This is a genomic window from Pseudoxanthomonas dokdonensis (assembly GCF_001431405.1).
GTDB lineage: Bacteria > Pseudomonadota > Gammaproteobacteria > Xanthomonadales > Xanthomonadaceae > Pseudoxanthomonas_A > Pseudoxanthomonas_A dokdonensis.
Window position 1 is genome coordinate 396,030 of the sequence record NZ_LDJL01000004.1, and the last position, 15,938, is coordinate 411,967.

General features: G+C 65.7%; 17 protein-coding genes. All 17 read left to right on the plus strand.

Going from position 1 to position 15,938, the window contains the following annotated elements; translation table 11 throughout:
* The first annotated feature begins 8 nt into the window (after positions 1 to 8).
* The 17 genes from ABB29_RS04930 (at position 9) to ABB29_RS05010 (ending at position 15,875) form a co-directional block, all read left to right on the plus strand.
* Positions 9 to 263, plus strand: coding sequence for an acyl carrier protein (locus ABB29_RS04930; protein ID WP_057657482.1), 255 nt, complete (start codon positions 9 to 11; stop codon positions 261 to 263).
* A 21-nt stretch (positions 264 to 284) separates the two neighbouring features.
* Positions 285 to 836: a COG4648 family protein gene (locus tag ABB29_RS04935; RefSeq protein WP_057657483.1), complete on the plus strand. Its 552-nt coding sequence runs from the start codon at positions 285 to 287 to the stop codon at positions 834 to 836.
* The gene (locus ABB29_RS04940; RefSeq protein WP_057657484.1) at positions 829 to 2,523 is read left to right on the plus strand and encodes an ApeI family dehydratase; all 1,695 of its coding nucleotides are present in this window, start codon (positions 829 to 831) and stop codon (positions 2,521 to 2,523) included. Before ABB29_RS04935 ends, ABB29_RS04940 begins: the two co-directional genes overlap by 8 nt.
* On the plus strand, positions 2,516 to 3,292 hold the full coding sequence (locus tag ABB29_RS04945) for a glycosyltransferase family 2 protein (RefSeq protein ID WP_057657485.1): 777 nt from the start codon (positions 2,516 to 2,518) through the stop codon (positions 3,290 to 3,292). The genes ABB29_RS04940 and ABB29_RS04945 overlap by 8 nt, the downstream gene beginning before the upstream one ends.
* Complete coding sequence (locus ABB29_RS04950) at positions 3,289 to 4,284, plus strand: lysophospholipid acyltransferase family protein (RefSeq protein WP_245622528.1); 996 nt, start codon at positions 3,289 to 3,291, stop codon at positions 4,282 to 4,284. Before ABB29_RS04945 ends, ABB29_RS04950 begins: the two co-directional genes overlap by 4 nt.
* A complete protein-coding gene (locus ABB29_RS04955; protein ID WP_057657486.1) occupies positions 4,265 to 5,818 on the plus strand; it encodes an HAL/PAL/TAL family ammonia-lyase in 1,554 nt (517 codons plus the stop codon). Before ABB29_RS04950 ends, ABB29_RS04955 begins: the two co-directional genes overlap by 20 nt.
* Positions 5,808 to 6,227 (plus strand): acyl-CoA thioesterase, encoded by a 420-nt coding sequence (locus ABB29_RS04960; protein WP_057657487.1) that lies wholly within the window; start codon positions 5,808 to 5,810, stop codon positions 6,225 to 6,227. Before ABB29_RS04955 ends, ABB29_RS04960 begins: the two co-directional genes overlap by 11 nt.
* Positions 6,224 to 6,865 (plus strand): outer membrane lipoprotein carrier protein LolA, encoded by a 642-nt coding sequence (locus ABB29_RS04965; protein ID WP_057657488.1) that lies wholly within the window; start codon positions 6,224 to 6,226, stop codon positions 6,863 to 6,865. Before ABB29_RS04960 ends, ABB29_RS04965 begins: the two co-directional genes overlap by 4 nt.
* 1 nt (position 6,866) lies before the next feature.
* Positions 6,867 to 9,209: an MMPL family transporter gene (locus tag ABB29_RS04970; RefSeq protein ID WP_157062494.1), complete on the plus strand. Its 2,343-nt coding sequence runs from the start codon at positions 6,867 to 6,869 to the stop codon at positions 9,207 to 9,209.
* Positions 9,210 to 9,246: 37 nt separating this feature from the next.
* Entirely contained in the window at positions 9,247 to 10,482 is a 1,236-nt protein-coding gene (locus tag ABB29_RS04975) for an NAD(P)/FAD-dependent oxidoreductase (RefSeq protein WP_057657548.1), read from the plus strand.
* Positions 10,479 to 11,036: a DUF3261 domain-containing protein gene (locus ABB29_RS04980; RefSeq protein WP_245622529.1), complete on the plus strand. Its 558-nt coding sequence runs from the start codon at positions 10,479 to 10,481 to the stop codon at positions 11,034 to 11,036. The genes ABB29_RS04975 and ABB29_RS04980 overlap by 4 nt, the downstream gene beginning before the upstream one ends.
* Entirely contained in the window at positions 11,033 to 12,223 is a 1,191-nt protein-coding gene (locus tag ABB29_RS04985) for a beta-ketoacyl-[acyl-carrier-protein] synthase family protein (protein WP_057657491.1), read from the plus strand. Before ABB29_RS04980 ends, ABB29_RS04985 begins: the two co-directional genes overlap by 4 nt.
* Before the next feature lie 10 nt (positions 12,224 to 12,233).
* Positions 12,234 to 12,710 carry a hotdog family protein gene (locus ABB29_RS04990; protein ID WP_245622530.1) on the plus strand — a complete coding sequence of 159 codons (477 nt, stop codon included), beginning with the start codon at positions 12,234 to 12,236 and terminating at the stop codon, positions 12,708 to 12,710.
* A 170-nt stretch (positions 12,711 to 12,880) separates the two neighbouring features.
* Positions 12,881 to 13,597, plus strand: a complete 717-nt coding sequence (gene fabG, locus ABB29_RS04995) for a 3-oxoacyl-ACP reductase FabG (RefSeq protein WP_057657549.1) — start codon at positions 12,881 to 12,883, stop codon at positions 13,595 to 13,597.
* Positions 13,594 to 14,835 (plus strand): beta-ketoacyl-ACP synthase, encoded by a 1,242-nt coding sequence (locus ABB29_RS05000; RefSeq protein ID WP_057657493.1) that lies wholly within the window; start codon positions 13,594 to 13,596, stop codon positions 14,833 to 14,835. Before fabG ends, ABB29_RS05000 begins: the two co-directional genes overlap by 4 nt.
* Positions 14,836 to 14,860: 25 nt before the next feature.
* The gene (locus ABB29_RS05005; RefSeq protein ID WP_057657494.1) at positions 14,861 to 15,304 is read left to right on the plus strand and encodes a hypothetical protein; all 444 of its coding nucleotides are present in this window, start codon (positions 14,861 to 14,863) and stop codon (positions 15,302 to 15,304) included.
* 178 nt (positions 15,305 to 15,482) lie between these two features.
* Positions 15,483 to 15,875, plus strand: coding sequence for a CopL family metal-binding regulatory protein (locus ABB29_RS05010; protein ID WP_057657495.1), 393 nt, complete (start codon positions 15,483 to 15,485; stop codon positions 15,873 to 15,875).
* The last annotated feature ends 63 nt before the right edge of the window (positions 15,876 to 15,938 follow it).

Sequence of the window (15,938 nt, forward strand, 5' to 3'; positions counted from 1 at the left end):
ATTGCAAGATGACCAAGAATGAATTGTTCCAGCGGATCGCCACGATCCTGCATGACACGTTTGAAATCGACCCAGTACGGATCACGCCGGAGGCGCGGCTGTACGACGATCTGGACATCGACAGCATCGACGCGGTCGATCTGATCGTGCAGCTCAAGCCCCTGCTGGGGCGCAGCCTGCAGCCGGACTCGTTCAAGGCGGTGCGGACGGTGCAGGACGTGGTCGACGTGCTGTTCGGCCTGATCCGCGAACAAGCCGCCTGACGCCACTGAAAGGGAGCCACCGTGGGGCGTTTACGGGTGGGGCTGTTCATCGCGTTGTCGTTGGCGTATCCGCTGGTGGTGTACCTGGCGCTGGGACGTTTCGAGCCGCGCTGGCTGGCGGTGTTGTTGTGCGTACTGGCAGTTTTGCGTGCGCTCAGTACGCGCCAGCCGGTGTGGCTGGTGGCCGCGGCCGGGGCGCTGTTGCTGGCGGGCCTGGCCACGCTGTTCAACGATGCCTTGCCACTGAAACTGTATCCGGCGCTGGTCAACGCGGTAATGCTGGCAGTGTTTGCCGCCAGCCTGGTGTTCCCGCCGACCGCGGTGGAACGGATTGCCCGGCTTACCGAGCCGGATCTGCCGGCACACGCGGTCGCTTACACACGGCGGGTGACATGGGTGTGGTGTGGGTTTTTCGTAATCAATGGAGCACTGGCGCTGGCGACGGCGTTCTGGGCAACGGACCGCGTCTGGGCGGTCTACAACGGACTGGTGGCGTATCTGATGATGGCAATCGTATTCGCGGTGGAATGGCTGGTTCGCCAGCGTGTCAAAGCGGCCCACGCCCATGACTGACTGGCTGCCACTGGAGTCTTTCGCCTGCCAGGCGTACCCGGACCGGGCGATCATGGCGGACGATGCCGGCTGCAACCATGCCGCGCTGCGGCGACGCATCGATCATTGGCGGCGGGCATTCGCTGGCGTGGACGGCGGCGATGTCGCGCTGTATTTCGACGATGTGTACGAGTTCTCCGCCGCGCTTTATGGCGCTTGGCATGCAGGCAAGCGGGTGTATCTGTGCAGCGACAATCTGCCGGCCACCGTGCAGCGGCTGTGCTCGCGGGTACAGGCGCTGGCCGGCGACTTTGTCGCTGGCGAAGGTTTGCGCGTCATTACCGCAGCCGATGAAATGGACGCCGTCGACGCGGCGCCACGCCTGCCGCTGGATCCGATTGCCACGCGGCTGGTGGTGTTCACCTCGGGCAGTACCGGCGAGCCGGCGGCGATAGAAAAGCAGCTGCGGCAGTTGTCGGCCGAAGTGCAGGCCCTGCAGCAGGCGCTGGGCGCGGGCCTGGATGCGGCGGTGGTGCATGCCACGGTCTCGCATCAACACATCTACGGCCTGCTGTTCCGGGTGTTGTGGCCACTGGCCGCAGGTCGCCCGCTGGGTGCCAGGGTGTTCTTTCCGGAAGACATGGTGGCGGCGTTGTCGCAGCGCGACTGCGTGCTGGTTGCCAGCCCGGCGCATCTGAAGCGATTGCCGGCGCAGCTGCCCTGGCACAGCGTGCATGGGCGCCTGAAAGCGGTGTTTTCCTCCGGCGGCGTGTTGCCTGCCGATGCCGCCGGTGAAGCAGCCAGATTCCTGGGAGTGCCGGTCCATGAGATTTTCGGCAGCAGCGAGACCGGCGGCGTCGCCTGGCGTTGCTGGGACCGCGGGCAACCCGATTGGCAGCCCTTGCCGGGGGTGCAATGGCGCAGTCGCGAAGGGGTGCTGGAAGTCTGCTCGCCGCATCTGCCGAGCGCGGACTGGTGGACCTGCCAGGACAGGGTTGAAGCCGCAGGGCAGGGCTTCCGCCTCGTCGGGCGGGTCGATCGCATCGTCAAGATCGAGGAGCGGCGGGTGTCGTTGAGCGCACTCGAACAACAGTTGCAGGCGCACCCGCAGGTCAGCGAAGCGCGGGTGTTCGCCTTGCGCGGCCCACGTACCAGCCTGGCCGCGGTCGTGGTTGCGCACGATGGTCATGGCGGGGCGTTGCCGGCTGCCGCCAGGCGCGCATTGATCGCGTCGCTGGCGACACATCTGTCGAGCAGTCACGATGCGGTGACCCGGCCGCGCCATTGGCGGCTGCTCGATGCCTTGCCGCTCAACGCGCAGGGCAAGCTGAGCGAGGCCGCGCTGGAAGCCTTGTTCCGACCGCAGCAACCAGCGCCGCAATGGCGCGCACGCGGAGAACAGCAGGCGGATCTGTCGCTCTGGCTGGATCCAGCGTTGGCGGTGTTCGATGGTCATTTCCCGCAGGTGGCCATTCTTCCCGGCGTCGCCCAGTTGCACTGGGCAATCCATTTTGGCCGCCAGGCGTTCGCGCTGCCACCACGATTCCTGCGCCTGGAAGCATTGAAGTTCCAGCGGGTGGCGCATGCCGGTGATACCGTGCAGTTGCACCTTGAGTACCAGCCGGCGCGGCAGAGCCTGGGCTTTCGCTATGTCTCCGAACATGGTCCGCATGCCAGCGGCCGGGTGGTGTTTGCCGAGCATGGCTGAGCCACACGCCAGTGCTGCGACTGCGGTGATCGCGGTCATTCCGGTGTTCGATCACGAGCATGCGATCGCTGCGATGGTCGACGGCGTGCTGGCTGCCGGCTTGAACTGCATCGTGGTCGACGATGGTTCCGGACCGGCCTGCGCACAGGTGCTAGATGCGTTGGCGGCGCGGCATGCCGGGCGGGTCCGACTGCTGCGCCTGGCCCGCAACAGCGGCAAGGGCGGGGCGGTGCTGGCCGGCTTCCGCAAGGCCGGCGAACTCGGTGTCCGCCACGTGCTGCAGATCGATGCCGACGGCCAGCACCGGACCGCCGATATCCCACGCTTCCTGCAGGCATCGGTGACGCATCCGCACAAAGTGATCTGCGGGACCCCGGTCTACGATGACAGCGTGCCCAAGGGCCGGCTTTATGGCCGTTACCTGACCCATGTCTGGGTCTGGATCAATACACTTTCCCTGCAGATCCGCGATTCGATGTGCGGGTTCCGCATCTACCCACTGGCACCGGTGCTGGCCCTGATCGAACAGGAGCCCATCGGCCAGCGCATGGATTTCGATGTCGAAATCATCGTCCGTCTGCACTGGCGAGGTGTTGGCGTACTCAACCTGCCGACGCGGGTGACGTATCCCAGCGATGGTGTGTCGCATTTCGACGTGTGGGCCGACAACGTCCGCATCAGCTGGATGCACACCCGGCTGTTTTTCGGCATGTTGCGGCGACTGCCACGGTTGCTGGCGCGTCGGGTCGCGGACCGGGTGGATGCATGAAGTCCAACCAGGCCAGGAGCAGTCCGTTGAAGAGCAGCCCGGTGGGGAGCAGCCAGGGCGAGCACTGGGCGGAAATCTCCGAATCGACATCGGTCTGGGGCATTCACCTGCTTGGCGCGATCCATCGCTGGTTCGGGCGCTGGCCGTTCCGCCTGTGCGTATACCCGGTGGTGCTGTTCTACTGGATCAGCAACCGGCGCGCGCGGGCGTCATCGCTGCAGTACCTGCGTCGCCTGCATGCCGCCGAGCCGCGGGCGTTGCCGCGTGCCCCCGGCCACTGGCTGAGCTATCGGCATCTGTGCGTGTTCGCCGAAACCCTGCTCGACAAGATCCTGGCCTTGTCGAAACGCTATCCGGAACAGCACATCCAGGTCGAACGCGACGTGATGCTGGCTCGGGTGGCCGAAGGCAAGGGCGGGGTCATCATCACCGCCCATATCGGTTGCCTGGAACTATGCCAGGCACTGGCTGACCGGGTGCCCGGTTTCCGCCTGACCGCGCTGGTCCATACCGTGCATGCCGAACGTTTCAACCAGGTCCTGCAGCGCTGCGATCCGGAAGGCAAGGTCACCCTGTTGCAGGTGACCGAGCTCGGCCCGGCCCAGGCGATCATGCTCGGTGAGCGGGTGGCCGCTGGCGAGTTCATCGCCATTGCCGGCGACCGGGTGCCCTTGCGCGGCGGTCGCAACACCTGGGCGCGTTTTCTTGGTCATCGCGCCCCCTTCCCGATTGGCCCCTACGTGCTGGCGTCGACATTGGGCTGTCCGATGTACACCATGGCCTGTCTGCATCGTGGCGATGGCTACCACGTGCGCTTCGACCCGTTCCTGGACAAGCTCAAGCTGCCACGCGCCGATCGCGAGCAGGCGCTGGCCGGGTACGCGCAGGCATTCGCCGACTGGTTGCAGCAGCAGGTCGCCCAGGCCCCGCTGGACTGGTTCAATTTCTTCCCATTCTGGGATCAGGTTTCCGATGACAGATCCAACCACTGAAATCCCGGTCGTCCGCTTTGGCGACGTGCCGCTGACCATCGAAGATGTCGGCAGGCTGTCGCGCAGGCAGGCGCAGGCCGTACTGCACGATGACTCCGGCTTCCGCCAGCGCATCCGCCGCGGGGCTGATTTCCTCGACCGCCTGTTGCGCGAGGACGGCGTCATCTACGGTGTCACCACCGGCTATGGCGATTCGTGCACCGTCAATATCCCACCCTCATTGGTCGCCGAACTGCCGCAGCATCTGTACACCTACCACGGCTGCGGCATGGGCCGGCTGCTGGATCCTGAAGAGACCCGTAGCGTGCTGTCCGCGCGGTTGGCGTCGCTGAGCCGAGGCATGTCCGGGGTCAGCGTCGAGTTGCTGGAGGGCCTGGCGACACTGCTGCGACACGATGTGTTGCCGCTGATTCCGGCCGAAGGTTCGGTTGGCGCCAGCGGCGATCTGACCCCGCTGTCGTATGTGGCGGCGGTGCTGTGTGGCGAACGCGAGGTGCTGTACCAGGGGCGGCAGCGTGCCGCCGCCGAAGTGCTGGCCGGGATCGGCATGCAGCCGTTGCGGCTGCGACCGAAGGAAGGTCTGGCGATCATGAATGGCACCGCGGTGATGACCGGGCTGGCCTGCCTGGCCTATGAGCGCGCGGCATACCTGGCGCGCGTGGCGACCCGGCTGACCGCGTTCAACGTGCTGGCCAGTGACGGCAACGCCCATCATTTCGATGAAATCCTGTTCGCGGCCAAGCCGCATCCTGGCCAGAGCCGGGTCGCCGCACGCCTGCGCCAGGACCTGCACAGTGACCGGCCACCACGCAACGAGCAGCGGCTGCAGGACCGCTATTCGCTGCGCTGTGCGCCGCATGTGATCGGGGTACTGGAAGACGCATTGCCATTCCTGCGCCAGTTCATCGAAACCGAGCTCAACAGCGCCAACGACAACCCGCTGATCGATCCGGATCGCGAGCAGATCCTGCACGGTGGCCATTTCTATGGCGGCCATATCGCCTTCGCGATGGATGCATTGAAGACCGCGGTTGCCAATGTCGCCGATCTGCTGGATCGGCAACTGGCGCTGCTGGTGGATGCCCGCTTCAACCACGGTCTGCCGGCCAACCTGTCAGCCGCGCAGGGGCCGCGCGCGGCAATCAACCACGGTCTGAAGGCGCTGCAGATCAGCGTCTCGGCGTGGACCGCCGAAGCACTCAAGCAGACCATGCCAGCGTCGGTATTCTCGCGTTCGACCGAATGCCACAACCAGGACAAGGTCAGCATGGGCACGATTGCCGCGCGCGACTGCCTGCGCGTGCTGACCCTGACCGAACAGGTCGCCGCGGCGATGCTGATCGCCGCCCGCCAGGGCATCGAACTGCGCCAACGCCAGCAGCACGCCGCGCTGCTGGGCGACACCGCCCGGCAGATGTTCGAAGATCTGCGTGACCGCATCGCACTGATTGAAGAAGACCGCGCCCTCGACGGCGAGCTGCATGCGCTGGTGGCCGCGCTGCGCCGGCGCGACTGGAGTCTGTATGAGCAGTAATCCTGCCGCCTGCTGGGAGTTCAGCCCGGCATTCCACGACTGCGATCCGATGAACGTGGTCTGGCATGGCAATTATTTCCGCTATCTGGAAAACGCCCGCTGCCATCTACTGCGCCAGCATGACTACGACTATCCGCAGATGCTCGAAGGCGGGCACCTGTGGCCGGTGGTCGATGCGCGGATCAAGTACATCCGCCCGCTGCGTTATGGCCAGTCCCTGCAGGTGGATGCGGAAGTGGTCGAGTGGGAGAACCGGCTGAAGATCAATTACCGCATCAGTGACCGCGACAGCGGTGAGCTGTTGACCCGCGCCCATACCATCCAGGTGGCGGTGGACGTGGCTTCAGGCGAGATGCTGTATGTGTGCCCCTCGATCCTGTGGCAACGATTGGGAGTGCAACGACAATGAGTCTTTCCACACGCGTGTTTGCAGCCTTGCTGTGGCTTGGCCTGGCGGGCCCGGCGCTGGCTTCCGGCGCCGATAATCCGGTCGCCGTCGATCTGCAGCAGGTACAGCAGCGCATCGCCCAGGTCGCAGTGTTGAAGGGCAACTTCAGCCAGCGCAAGCAGGTCAGCGGGTTCTCGCAGGCATTGCGCTCGCAGGGACATTTCCTGCTGGCGCGCGACAAGGGCGTGATCTGGACCACCACCGAGCCGTTTGCCTCGGAGATGGTGGTTACCCCGGATCAGATTTTCACACGCCGCGCCGATGGCAGCCGGCAACTGGAAGTGTACGCGCGCCAGCAACCGGCACTGCGTTCGATCAACGATCTGGTATTCGCGCTGGTGGCCGGTGACGTCTCGCAGCTGTCTTCCCGCTTCGAGGTGCAGGCCCGGTTGGGCCAGGGCAATGCCTGGGAACTGCGGTTGACGCCACGTGCCGCGCGGTTGAAGCAGGTGTTCCGCAGCATCGCCCTGAGTGGTGACCGCCACGTGCGCAGCGTGCTGCTGGAAGAGGCAGGTGGCGACAGCACCGCCATCGAGTTCAGTGACATGGACGACAGCCAGCAGGCGCTGGATGCGGACGAGGCGGCACGCTTTGAATGAAATGAGCGGCGCGTCGAGCGGGCTTGGCTGGCGCTGGTTGCCGGCGCTCTGGCTGTTGCTGGTGCTTGCGGTGGGCTGGCATCAGTGGAAGTTCTGGCAGGCGCCGCGCATCGACAGCAATATCCTGGCGATGTTGCCGCAGGATGCCGACGACCGCCTGTTGTCGGACATCACCGCCCGCATCGCCGATGCCAGCGCACGCCAGGTGGTGGTATTGCTGGGCGCACCGACGGCGGCGCAGGCGCTGCAGGCCCAGCGAGCGTTTTTGGCGGATCTGGATGCGTCGGATTCGCCGCTGCAGGCCAGCGGCCCGGACGCCGATTGGCTTGCCGAAGCAGAGGCGCTGTACACGCCGCACCGCCGCCAGTTGCTGACCGGTGCCCAGCGGCAACGGCTTGAGCAGACGCCGCCGGAAGTGCTGGCGGAAACCTCGATGGCGGTGTTGTTCAGTCCGGTTGCCGGCAACCGGATGACCGAATGGTTGGATGATCCGCTGGCATTGTGGCCGCAATGGTGGCAGCAGCGCGCCAGCGTATCGGGCATGCGGGTTGGCGAGGATGGCCTGCTGCTGGCCCGGGATCAGCACTGGGCGGTGTTGCAGTTCGAGACCCCTGGTCCTGCGTTCCGGCTCGATGGCCAGCCGCGCATCGGCCAGGCACTGGATCATGCGTTTGCCGCCGCCCACAAGCAGGCGCCAACGCTGACGATGCTGCGTGCCGGCGTGCCATTGCATGCCGAAGCGGCGGCCAGCCAGGCCAACCGCGAAATCAACACCATCGGCTGGGGCTCGCTGGCGGCAGTGCTGCTGCTGGTTTTCCTGGCCTTCCGCAGCCTGCGCCCGATCCTGCTGGTGGCGATGTCGCTGCTGCTCGGTTGTGCGATCGCACTGTCGGTGACCGCGCTGGTGTTCGGCCAGGTCCATCTGCTGACCCTGATATTCGGTGCCAGTCTGGTCGGCGTGGCCGAAGACTACGGCATCCACTGGTTTGCCTCGCGCCAGTCGGCGCCCGCCCAGCCGCGACTGCGGTTGATGCGCAGCCTGCTGCCGGGCCTGCTGCTGGCGTTGTTGACCAGTTCGGTTGCGTACCTGGCGCTGGGCCTGCCGCCGTTTCCCGGCCTGCGGCAGATGGCGTTGTTCTCGGTGGTCGGCCTGGCCGGCGCCTTCCTGACCGTGGTCTGCTGGTTCCCGTGGCTGGATACCGGCATTGCGCGGCAGACACGGTTTGCCGACGTCATCGGTCGTTCGCTGGCGCGTTGGCCACGCATCGGCAGCGGCCGCGGCTGGAAGATTGGCATCGTCGCGGTGTTGCTGCTGGCGGTGGCCGGCCTGGCGCAGCTGCGTTTCAACGATGACTTACGCAGCCTGCAATCGTCACCGCCGCAGTTGCTGCGCGAACAGGCGGACATCGGACAGTTGCTGGGCATGCCCAGTCCGGCCCAGTTCTATCTGGTCCGTGGCCACAGCGCCGAACAGGTGCTGCAACGCGAAGAAGCCCTGACCGCGCGCCTGCAGACGCTGCAGGCCGAAGGCAAGATGGGCGGCTACCGGGCGATCAGCGACTGGTTGCCGTCGGCGCAGCGGCAGCAGTCCAGCCTGGCCTTGAGCCAGCGGGTTGAAGGGCAGGTGATTGAACAGGTCGCCGCGGCGTTGGACGAAAAGCTGCAGGCACCGGCCAGGCAGGTGCCGCCGCTGGATCTCCCGACGTGGTTGCAGGACCCGGTCTCGCAACCGTTCCGGTCATTGTGGCTGGGCACACTGGAAGATGATCAAGGCGGCCAGGCCATGGCGTCGGTGGTGATGGTCGATGACCTCGGCGAGCCGGGAACCCTGCAGCAACTGGCGCAGCTGGGCGACGATCTCGCTGGCGTGCGCTGGGTCGACCGTACCGCCGACTTCTCCCTGCTGCTGGGCAAGTACCGGCACCGGATGAGCCTGCTGTTGCTGCTGGGCGTGGCATTGGTGGCGGCAGTGCTGTGGTGGCGCTACCGGCGCCAGGCATGGCGGGCACTGCTGCCGACCCTGCTGGCGATGCTGCTGACGGTGGCAGCGCTGGGCTGGCTGGGCCAGCCATTGCAGTTGTTCAATGTGCTGGCACTGATGCTGCTGCTCGGTATGGGTATCGACTACGGCATTTTCCTCAGCGAACATCGCGGCGACCCGTCGGCCTGGCTGGCGGTCTGCGTCGGCGCTGCCAGCACCTGGCTGTCGTTCGGGCTGCTGGCGCTGTCGGCGACGCCGGCGTTGCGTGCATTCGGGTTGACGCTGTTGCTGGGCATCGGCCTGGTCTGGCTGCTTTCGCCGCTGTTGCGGCCCCTTTCCGTGCAGGAGGCACACACCCCATGATCATCCATCCACATTGCGCGAAGACGGACCGCCGACCATGACAGTGCGCACTGAGTCCACCGAGGTCGTGATCATCGGCGCCGGCCCGGCCGGCGCGGTCGCCGCCGCGCTGCTGCGCAAGCAGGGACGCAAGGTGCTGATCCTGGAACGCGAGCAGTTCCCGCGTTTCTCGATCGGCGAAAGCCTGTTGCCGCAGAGCATGGAATACCTGGAAGCCGCCGGCCTGCTGCGTGACGTGGTCGAAGCAGGTTTCCAGTACAAGAACGGCGCCGCCTTCGCCTGCGGCGACAAGCGCACCGAGTTCGACTTCCGGCAGAAGTTCTCGCCCGGCTGGGGCACCACCTACCAGGTCGAGCGGGCCAAGTTCGATCAGGTGCTGGCCACGGCGGTGCAACGGATGGGTGCCGAGGTCCGCTACCGGCACGAGGTGCTGGCGGTGGAGCCGGGCCAGCGGCCACGGCTGCAGGTGCGTGCCGCCGATGGCGAGGAATATCAGGTTGAAGCCGACTTCCTGCTCGATGCCAGCGGTTTTGGCCGGCTGTTGCCACGCCTGCTGAAGCTGGAATCACCGTCCAACTTTCCGGTCCGCGGTGCCTTGTTCACCCATGTGCAGGACAATTTTCCGGCTGGGGAATTCGACCGCGACAAGATCCTGATCACCACCCACCCGCATCATGTCGACGTGTGGTTTTGGACGATCCCGTTTTCCCACGGGCGCTGTTCGCTGGGCGTGGTCGCCGAGCCGGCCTTCCTTGACCGCTATCCGGGCGACGATCTGCACAAGCTGCAGGCGATCGTCGGCGAAGACGCGCATCTGTCGCATCTGCTGGCCAATGCGCGCTGGGATCTTCTACCCGTGCGCCGGATCACCGGCTATTCGGCCAATGTCAGTGCATTGTGCGGCCCGGGTTACGCGCTGCTCGGCAATGCTGGCGAGTTTCTGGATCCGGTGTTCTCATCCGGCGTCACCATCGCCTTCAAATCGGCGCAACTGGCCAGCGAGTGCCTGCGTCGCCACTATGCCGGCGAGACCGTGGACTGGCAGCAGGACTATGCGCTGCCGCTGCAGAAGGGGGTCAGGACCTTCCGCCGTTTCGTCGAAGCCTGGTACGAGGGCGGCTTCCAGAAGATCATCTACCACCCCAACGCGCAGCCGGATATCCGCGACATGATCTGTTCGATCCTCGCTGGCTACGCCTGGGACGAACACAATCCCTACGTCGCCGACAATGGCCGGCGGTTGAAAGTGCTGGAGGAAATTTGTTCCGCTTGAGTTTCTGCCTGTGCGTGTTGCTGGTCGGGTGTGCCACGCAGGCGCCACCGGCGCCGGTCGCCGCCGCCGATACGCTGCCACCGTTGCGGCTGTCACCGGCGTCGCTGGGCCGCAGCCTGTCGCTGCAACAACGGTTGACCTTCCTGGCCGATGGCAGGCAGCGCAGTGTCGAGGCCCTGCTGGAAGCCGATCCGCAACAGGTGCAGCTGCTGGTGCTGGCGATGGGGCAGACCGGTTCGCGCCTGCGCTGGGACGGGCAGACGCTGCAGGAACAGCGCGCAGCCTGGCTGCCGCCCCAGGTGCAGGGTGCGCGGGTGCTGGATGATCTGCAGCTGAGCCTGTGGCCGGCCCCCGCGATACAGGCAGCGTTGCCGGCCGGCTGGCAACTGCAGGCCGATGGCGACCACCGCGTCCTCAGCCATGACGGCCAGCCGCGCTGGACCATGCAGCGGCTGGCGGCGGACACCATCCGTCTCGACAACCTGGTGCAGGGCTATCAGTTGACCATCGAAACCGCCGCCGAAGCGGTGCCCAGCGACGTGCCAGCGCAATGAATCGTCCTGCCGTGCATCTCAATGAACTTGGTATCGTCTGTGCGCTGGGCGAAGGTCGACAAACGGTCAGTAAGGCGTTGTTTGCCGATGATGCCCCGCGCGGGGTCAGCGTCAGCGACGTGCTGACGCCCGGCCGGCCGTTGGCACTGGGGCGGTACAGCGGCGCAGTGCCGTCGCTGCAGGATTGCCCACTGCCGCTGCGCAGCCGCAACAACGGATTGCTGCGACTGGCGCTGGCGCAGATCCGGCCACAGGTCGATGCGGCCATCGCGCAATATGGAGCAGACCGTGTCGCCGTCATCGTCGGTACCAGTACCTCCGGTATCGGCGAATCCGAAACGGCGCTGGCCCAGCTGCGCCAGCGCGGGCAGTGGCCGGAAACCTTCCATTACGGACAACAGGAAATGGGCTCGCCGGCGCGCTTCGTCGCCGCTGAAGCCGGCATCCACGGACCGGCGTGGACCATCTCGACCGCCTGTTCGTCCAGCGCCAAGGCGCTGACCTCGGCCGCGCGACTGCTGCGCGCGGGGATTGTCGATGCGGTCATCGCCGGTGGCGCCGATTCGTTGTGCCGGTTCACCATCCAGGGTTTCAGCGCACTGGAATCGGTATCGGCCGAGCGCTGCAATCCGTTTTCCCGCCATCGCGCCGGCATCAACATCGGCGAGGGCGCGGCGCTGTTCCTGATGACCCGCGAGCCGGGCCGGGTGCGGCTGTCCGGCTGGGGCGAAAGCGCCGATGCCCATCATATTTCCGCGCCGGAGCCCGAGGGCAGGGGCGCGATTGTCGCCATCAGCCAGGCGCTGCAGCGGGCGGGGCTGGCGGCGGCCGACATCGACTACGTCAACCTGCACGGCACCGCCACGCCGCAGAACGATGCGATGGAAAGCCATGCACTCGCGCGGACGCTGGGGCTGTCGGTGGCCGCCAGTTCGACCAAGCCGCTGACCGGCCACAGCCTGGGAGCAGCCGGTGCGATCGAAGCCGGACTGTGCTGGCTGACCCTGGTCGACAATCCCCACCAGCATTTACCGCCACACTGGTGGGATGGCCAGCGCGATCCGGATTTGCCGGCTTTGCAGCTGGTCAGTCCCGGTCAACGGGCGACCTCGCCGATCCGGCATGTGCTGAGCCAGTCATTCGCTTTTGGCGGCAGCAATGCCGCGTTGTTGCTGTCCGCCGCCTGAGATGGAACCGATGCACGAAATTTCCCACTACCTGCCGCATCGCGGCACCATGCTGCTGATTGATCGACTGCTCGAATGGCAGGAGGATCACGTGGTAGCGGAACTGCGGGTGCCCGCCAGCGGTCCGTTCCATGAAGACGAGGGCGTACCGGCCTGGGTCGGCATCGAATACATGGCGCAGACCATCGCCGCCTGGTCGGGCAACCGCGCGCGCAACGCCGGCGATGTGCCAGGCATCGGTTTTCTGCTCGGCAGCCGCCGTTATCTGGCTCACGTCCAGTATTTCCGGGCGGGGGCGGTGTTGACGGTGGAGGCCAGGCGCGAGCTTATGGGGGACAATGGGCTGGGGATGTTTGCCTGCCGCATACTGGAACAGGGCACGGAAATTGCATCGGCCAACGTCTCGGTATTCGAGCCGCCGGATCCGATGGCGTATCTGGAAAACAGCAAGCAGCCGGCGCAGCCGCATCAGGGCTACCGGATTTGAACAGCCGGCAGGCAAGCCGCCGGTCACGATCAATGCATGTGCTGATCGTGAGTGAATGAATGGAGCAGTATCGAGTGGAGCAGTATCGAGTGGAGCGGGATTGAGTGGAGCAGGCATTGGAATCAGTGGGAATCAACAATCAAGGTGCAGCGGCGGCTGAAGCCCGCACGGTGCTGGTCACCGGAGCCAGTCGTGGCATCGGCCGTGCGATCGCCTTGCGCGCCGCCGCCGATGGTTTTGATGTGGTGGTGCATTGCCGCAGCCGCCGGCAGGACGCGGAAGCAGTCGCCAGCCAGATACGTTCGCTGGGACGCCAGTGCCGGGTGCTGGTGTTCGACGTGGCCGACCGCCAGGCCTGCGCCGATGCGCTGCTGGCCGATGTCGAAACCCACGGTGCCTACTACGGTGTGGTCTGCAACGCCGGCATCGCCCGCGACACCGCGTTTCCGGCGATGAGCGGGCAGGACTGGGATGAGGTCATCCACACCAACCTCGATGCCTTCTACAACGTGCTCAATCCGCTGGTGATGCCGCTGGTGCGGCGGCGCAAGCCCGGCCGCATCGTCACCTTGTCGTCGGTGTCCGGACTGGTCGGCAACCGTGGCCAGACCAACTACAGCGCGGCCAAGGCCGGCATCATCGGCGCGAGCAAGGCGTTGGCGCTGGAACTGGCCAGTCGCCAGATCACCGTCAACTGCGTGGCGCCGGGTCTGATTGATACCGAAATGGTCAATGAAGAAGTGTTGCAGGAAGCGCTGAAGCTGATCCCGGCCAAGCGCATGGGCACGCCTGACGAAGTAGCCGCCACCGTGGCGTTCCTGCTGTCGGCACAGGCCGGTTACATCACCCGTCAGGTGATTTCGGTGAACGGGGGGCTGGTCGGATGAGCCAGACCCAACGACGCGTGGTCGTCACCGGTGGCGGTGCGATCAGTCCGCTTGGCCACGACTGGCCCAGCGTGCACCTGCGCCTGCGCGAGTGCCGCAACGCGGTACGACGGATGGACCAGTGGGACATCTACGAAGGATTGAACACACGTCTGGCCGCGCCCGCCGAAGATTTCGAGCTGCCGGCGCATTACAACCGCAAGACCACCCGCAGCATGGGCCGGGTCGCGATGATGTCGGTACGGGCCAGCGAAATGGCGCTGGAGCAGGCCGGCCTGCTCGGCGATCCGCTGCTGCGCAGTGGCGGGGTCGGGGTGTCGTACGGATCTTCGGCTGGCAGCCATGATGCGGTCGCCGAGTTCGGACGCATGCTCAACGAGCACACCACCGAAGGCATCAGCGCCACCACGTACCTGAAGATGATGAGCCATACCGCGCCGGTCAACATTGGCGTGTTCTTCGGTCTGGCCGGGCGCGTCATCACCACTTCCAGCGCCTGCACTTCGGGCAGCCAGGGCATCGGTTCGGCCTACGAGGTCATCCGCGCCGGCAAGCAGGTAGCGATGCTGGCCGGTGGCGCCGAGCAACTGGACGCCACCGCCGCGGCGGTGTTCGACACCCTGTTCGCGACCAGTGTGCGCAACGACCAGCCGCAGACCACGCCGCGGCCGTTCGACAGCCAGCGCGATGGCCTGGTCACCGGCGAGGGCGCCTGCACCCTGGTGCTGGAAGAGTACGAACACGCACGTGCCCGCGGCGCCAGCATCCTTGCCGAAATGGTCGGCTATGGCAGCAACAGTGATGGCCAGCACGTGACCCAGCCGAGCGCGGCGACGATGGCCCAGGCCATGCGCCTGGCCTTGGACGATGCCGGCCTGTCAGCGCAGCAGATTGATTACGTCAACGCCCACGGCACCGCCACCGACCATGGCGACATCGCCGAAAGCCACGCGACCGCGCAGGTGTTTGGCGCGCGGATTCCGATCAGCTCGATGAAAAGCTACATCGGCCATACCCTGGGCGCATGCGGCGCACTGGAGGCATGGGCCAGCATCGGCATGATGCGTGAAGGCTGGTTCGCGCCGACCCTGAATCTTGAACAGCGTGATCCACGCTGTGCCGAACTCGACTACATCGTCGGCGAAGGCCGCGAACTGCAGGCCGAGTACGTCATGAGCAACAACTTCGCCTTCGGCGGCATCAATACCTCGATGATTTTCCGCCGCTGGCACGACTGATTTTTCCAACCCAAGGAGCAACACCATGAAACGAATTCTGACCACCACGCTGCTGATCCTGCTGCTGGCCAGCCCGCTGGCACAGGCCCGCGATACCCGCTTGGAGCTGTCGCTGCAGGAACTGGTGGATTCGCCGCAGGCCAAGGAAGTGGGCATTGATGGCAGCGTCAAGTTCTACCTGGCCGGCCAGTCGCACCCGGCGGTGGCATCGCGGATGAGCGAGGACATGGCCAACCGCAAGACCAATGCCGCCAACAAGTCCGATGAGGAAGCCTGCCGCTGGGTCACCTTGGGCATCCTCAAGGCGTTCCAGGACAAGGCCAAGGCACAGGGCGCCAACGCGGTCATCGACATGTACAGCTATTACAGGCAGAAGGAATTCAAGAGCCCGACCAGCTACGAATGCTACGCGGGCACCTTCGTCGCCGGTGTCGCCCTGAAGGGTACATACGCCAGGATCGGCAAGTAAATCCCTGCGCCGCGATTGCGGCCAGCGTCTCCAGCAGCCGTCGCGTCGAGCGCGACGGCTGTCTTGTTTCCGGCACTTGCCGGCGAGCTCGGTCGTCGTCACCCGCATTGCCGACAGTTGAGCAGGGGGTTCGGCGGCGGTCAGGTTTCCAGCAGCGGTTTCGATTATCCTGCCCGGCATGCGCGCGTCCCGTCCCTGGCTGTCCCTGTTGCTGGTCCTGATGCTGGTCTTCAACGGCATCGCGGTGGCCGGCGCATCGGTGTCGCCGCATGCCAGCGCCGGTGCTGCGGTCGCCACTGCCACCGCGATCGATCACGCGGGCATGGACAGGGCGATGGCGGATTGCCATGAGCAAGCGTCCGCGAAAAAGCCGCTGCCGGCTGCGACTGCTGGCGGCGATTGCTGCCAACCACAGGACTGCGATTGCGCCTGCGCCCAGCATGTCCCGCTGAGCCATAGCGGCATTGCCTGGCAGCTGGCTTCACCTGGCCACGCCGGTCCGGTGCATCCGCTGCACAACGGCCTGGCACCGCCCGCGCGGCTGGCCATCATCCGGCCTCCGATCGGCTGACATCCTTCGCGCCATCACGGCGCGTCGTTGCTTCACGTCCGTCCGTGCATGCAGCAGCCTGCG

Coding starts and splice junctions, on each gene's coding strand:
- ABB29_RS04930 (WP_057657482.1), top strand. CDS start 9: ATGACCAAGAATGAATTGTTCCAGCGGATCGCCACGATCCTGCATGAC.
- ABB29_RS04940 (WP_057657484.1), top strand. CDS start 829: ATGACTGACTGGCTGCCACTGGAGTCTTTCGCCTGCCAGGCGTACCCG.
- ABB29_RS04945 (WP_057657485.1), top strand. CDS start 2,516: ATGGCTGAGCCACACGCCAGTGCTGCGACTGCGGTGATCGCGGTCATT.
- ABB29_RS04950 (WP_245622528.1), top strand. CDS start 3,289: ATGAAGTCCAACCAGGCCAGGAGCAGTCCGTTGAAGAGCAGCCCGGTG.
- ABB29_RS04955 (WP_057657486.1), top strand. CDS start 4,265: ATGACAGATCCAACCACTGAAATCCCGGTCGTCCGCTTTGGCGACGTG.
- ABB29_RS04960 (WP_057657487.1), top strand. CDS start 5,808: ATGAGCAGTAATCCTGCCGCCTGCTGGGAGTTCAGCCCGGCATTCCAC.
- ABB29_RS04965 (WP_057657488.1), top strand. CDS start 6,224: ATGAGTCTTTCCACACGCGTGTTTGCAGCCTTGCTGTGGCTTGGCCTG.
- ABB29_RS04970 (WP_157062494.1), top strand. CDS start 6,867: ATGAGCGGCGCGTCGAGCGGGCTTGGCTGGCGCTGGTTGCCGGCGCTC.
- ABB29_RS04975 (WP_057657548.1), top strand. CDS start 9,247: ATGACAGTGCGCACTGAGTCCACCGAGGTCGTGATCATCGGCGCCGGC.
- ABB29_RS04985 (WP_057657491.1), top strand. CDS start 11,033: ATGAATCGTCCTGCCGTGCATCTCAATGAACTTGGTATCGTCTGTGCG.
- ABB29_RS04990 (WP_245622530.1), top strand. CDS start 12,234: ATGCACGAAATTTCCCACTACCTGCCGCATCGCGGCACCATGCTGCTG.
- ABB29_RS05000 (WP_057657493.1), top strand. CDS start 13,594: ATGAGCCAGACCCAACGACGCGTGGTCGTCACCGGTGGCGGTGCGATC.
- ABB29_RS05005 (WP_057657494.1), top strand. CDS start 14,861: ATGAAACGAATTCTGACCACCACGCTGCTGATCCTGCTGCTGGCCAGC.
- ABB29_RS05010 (WP_057657495.1), top strand. CDS start 15,483: ATGCGCGCGTCCCGTCCCTGGCTGTCCCTGTTGCTGGTCCTGATGCTG.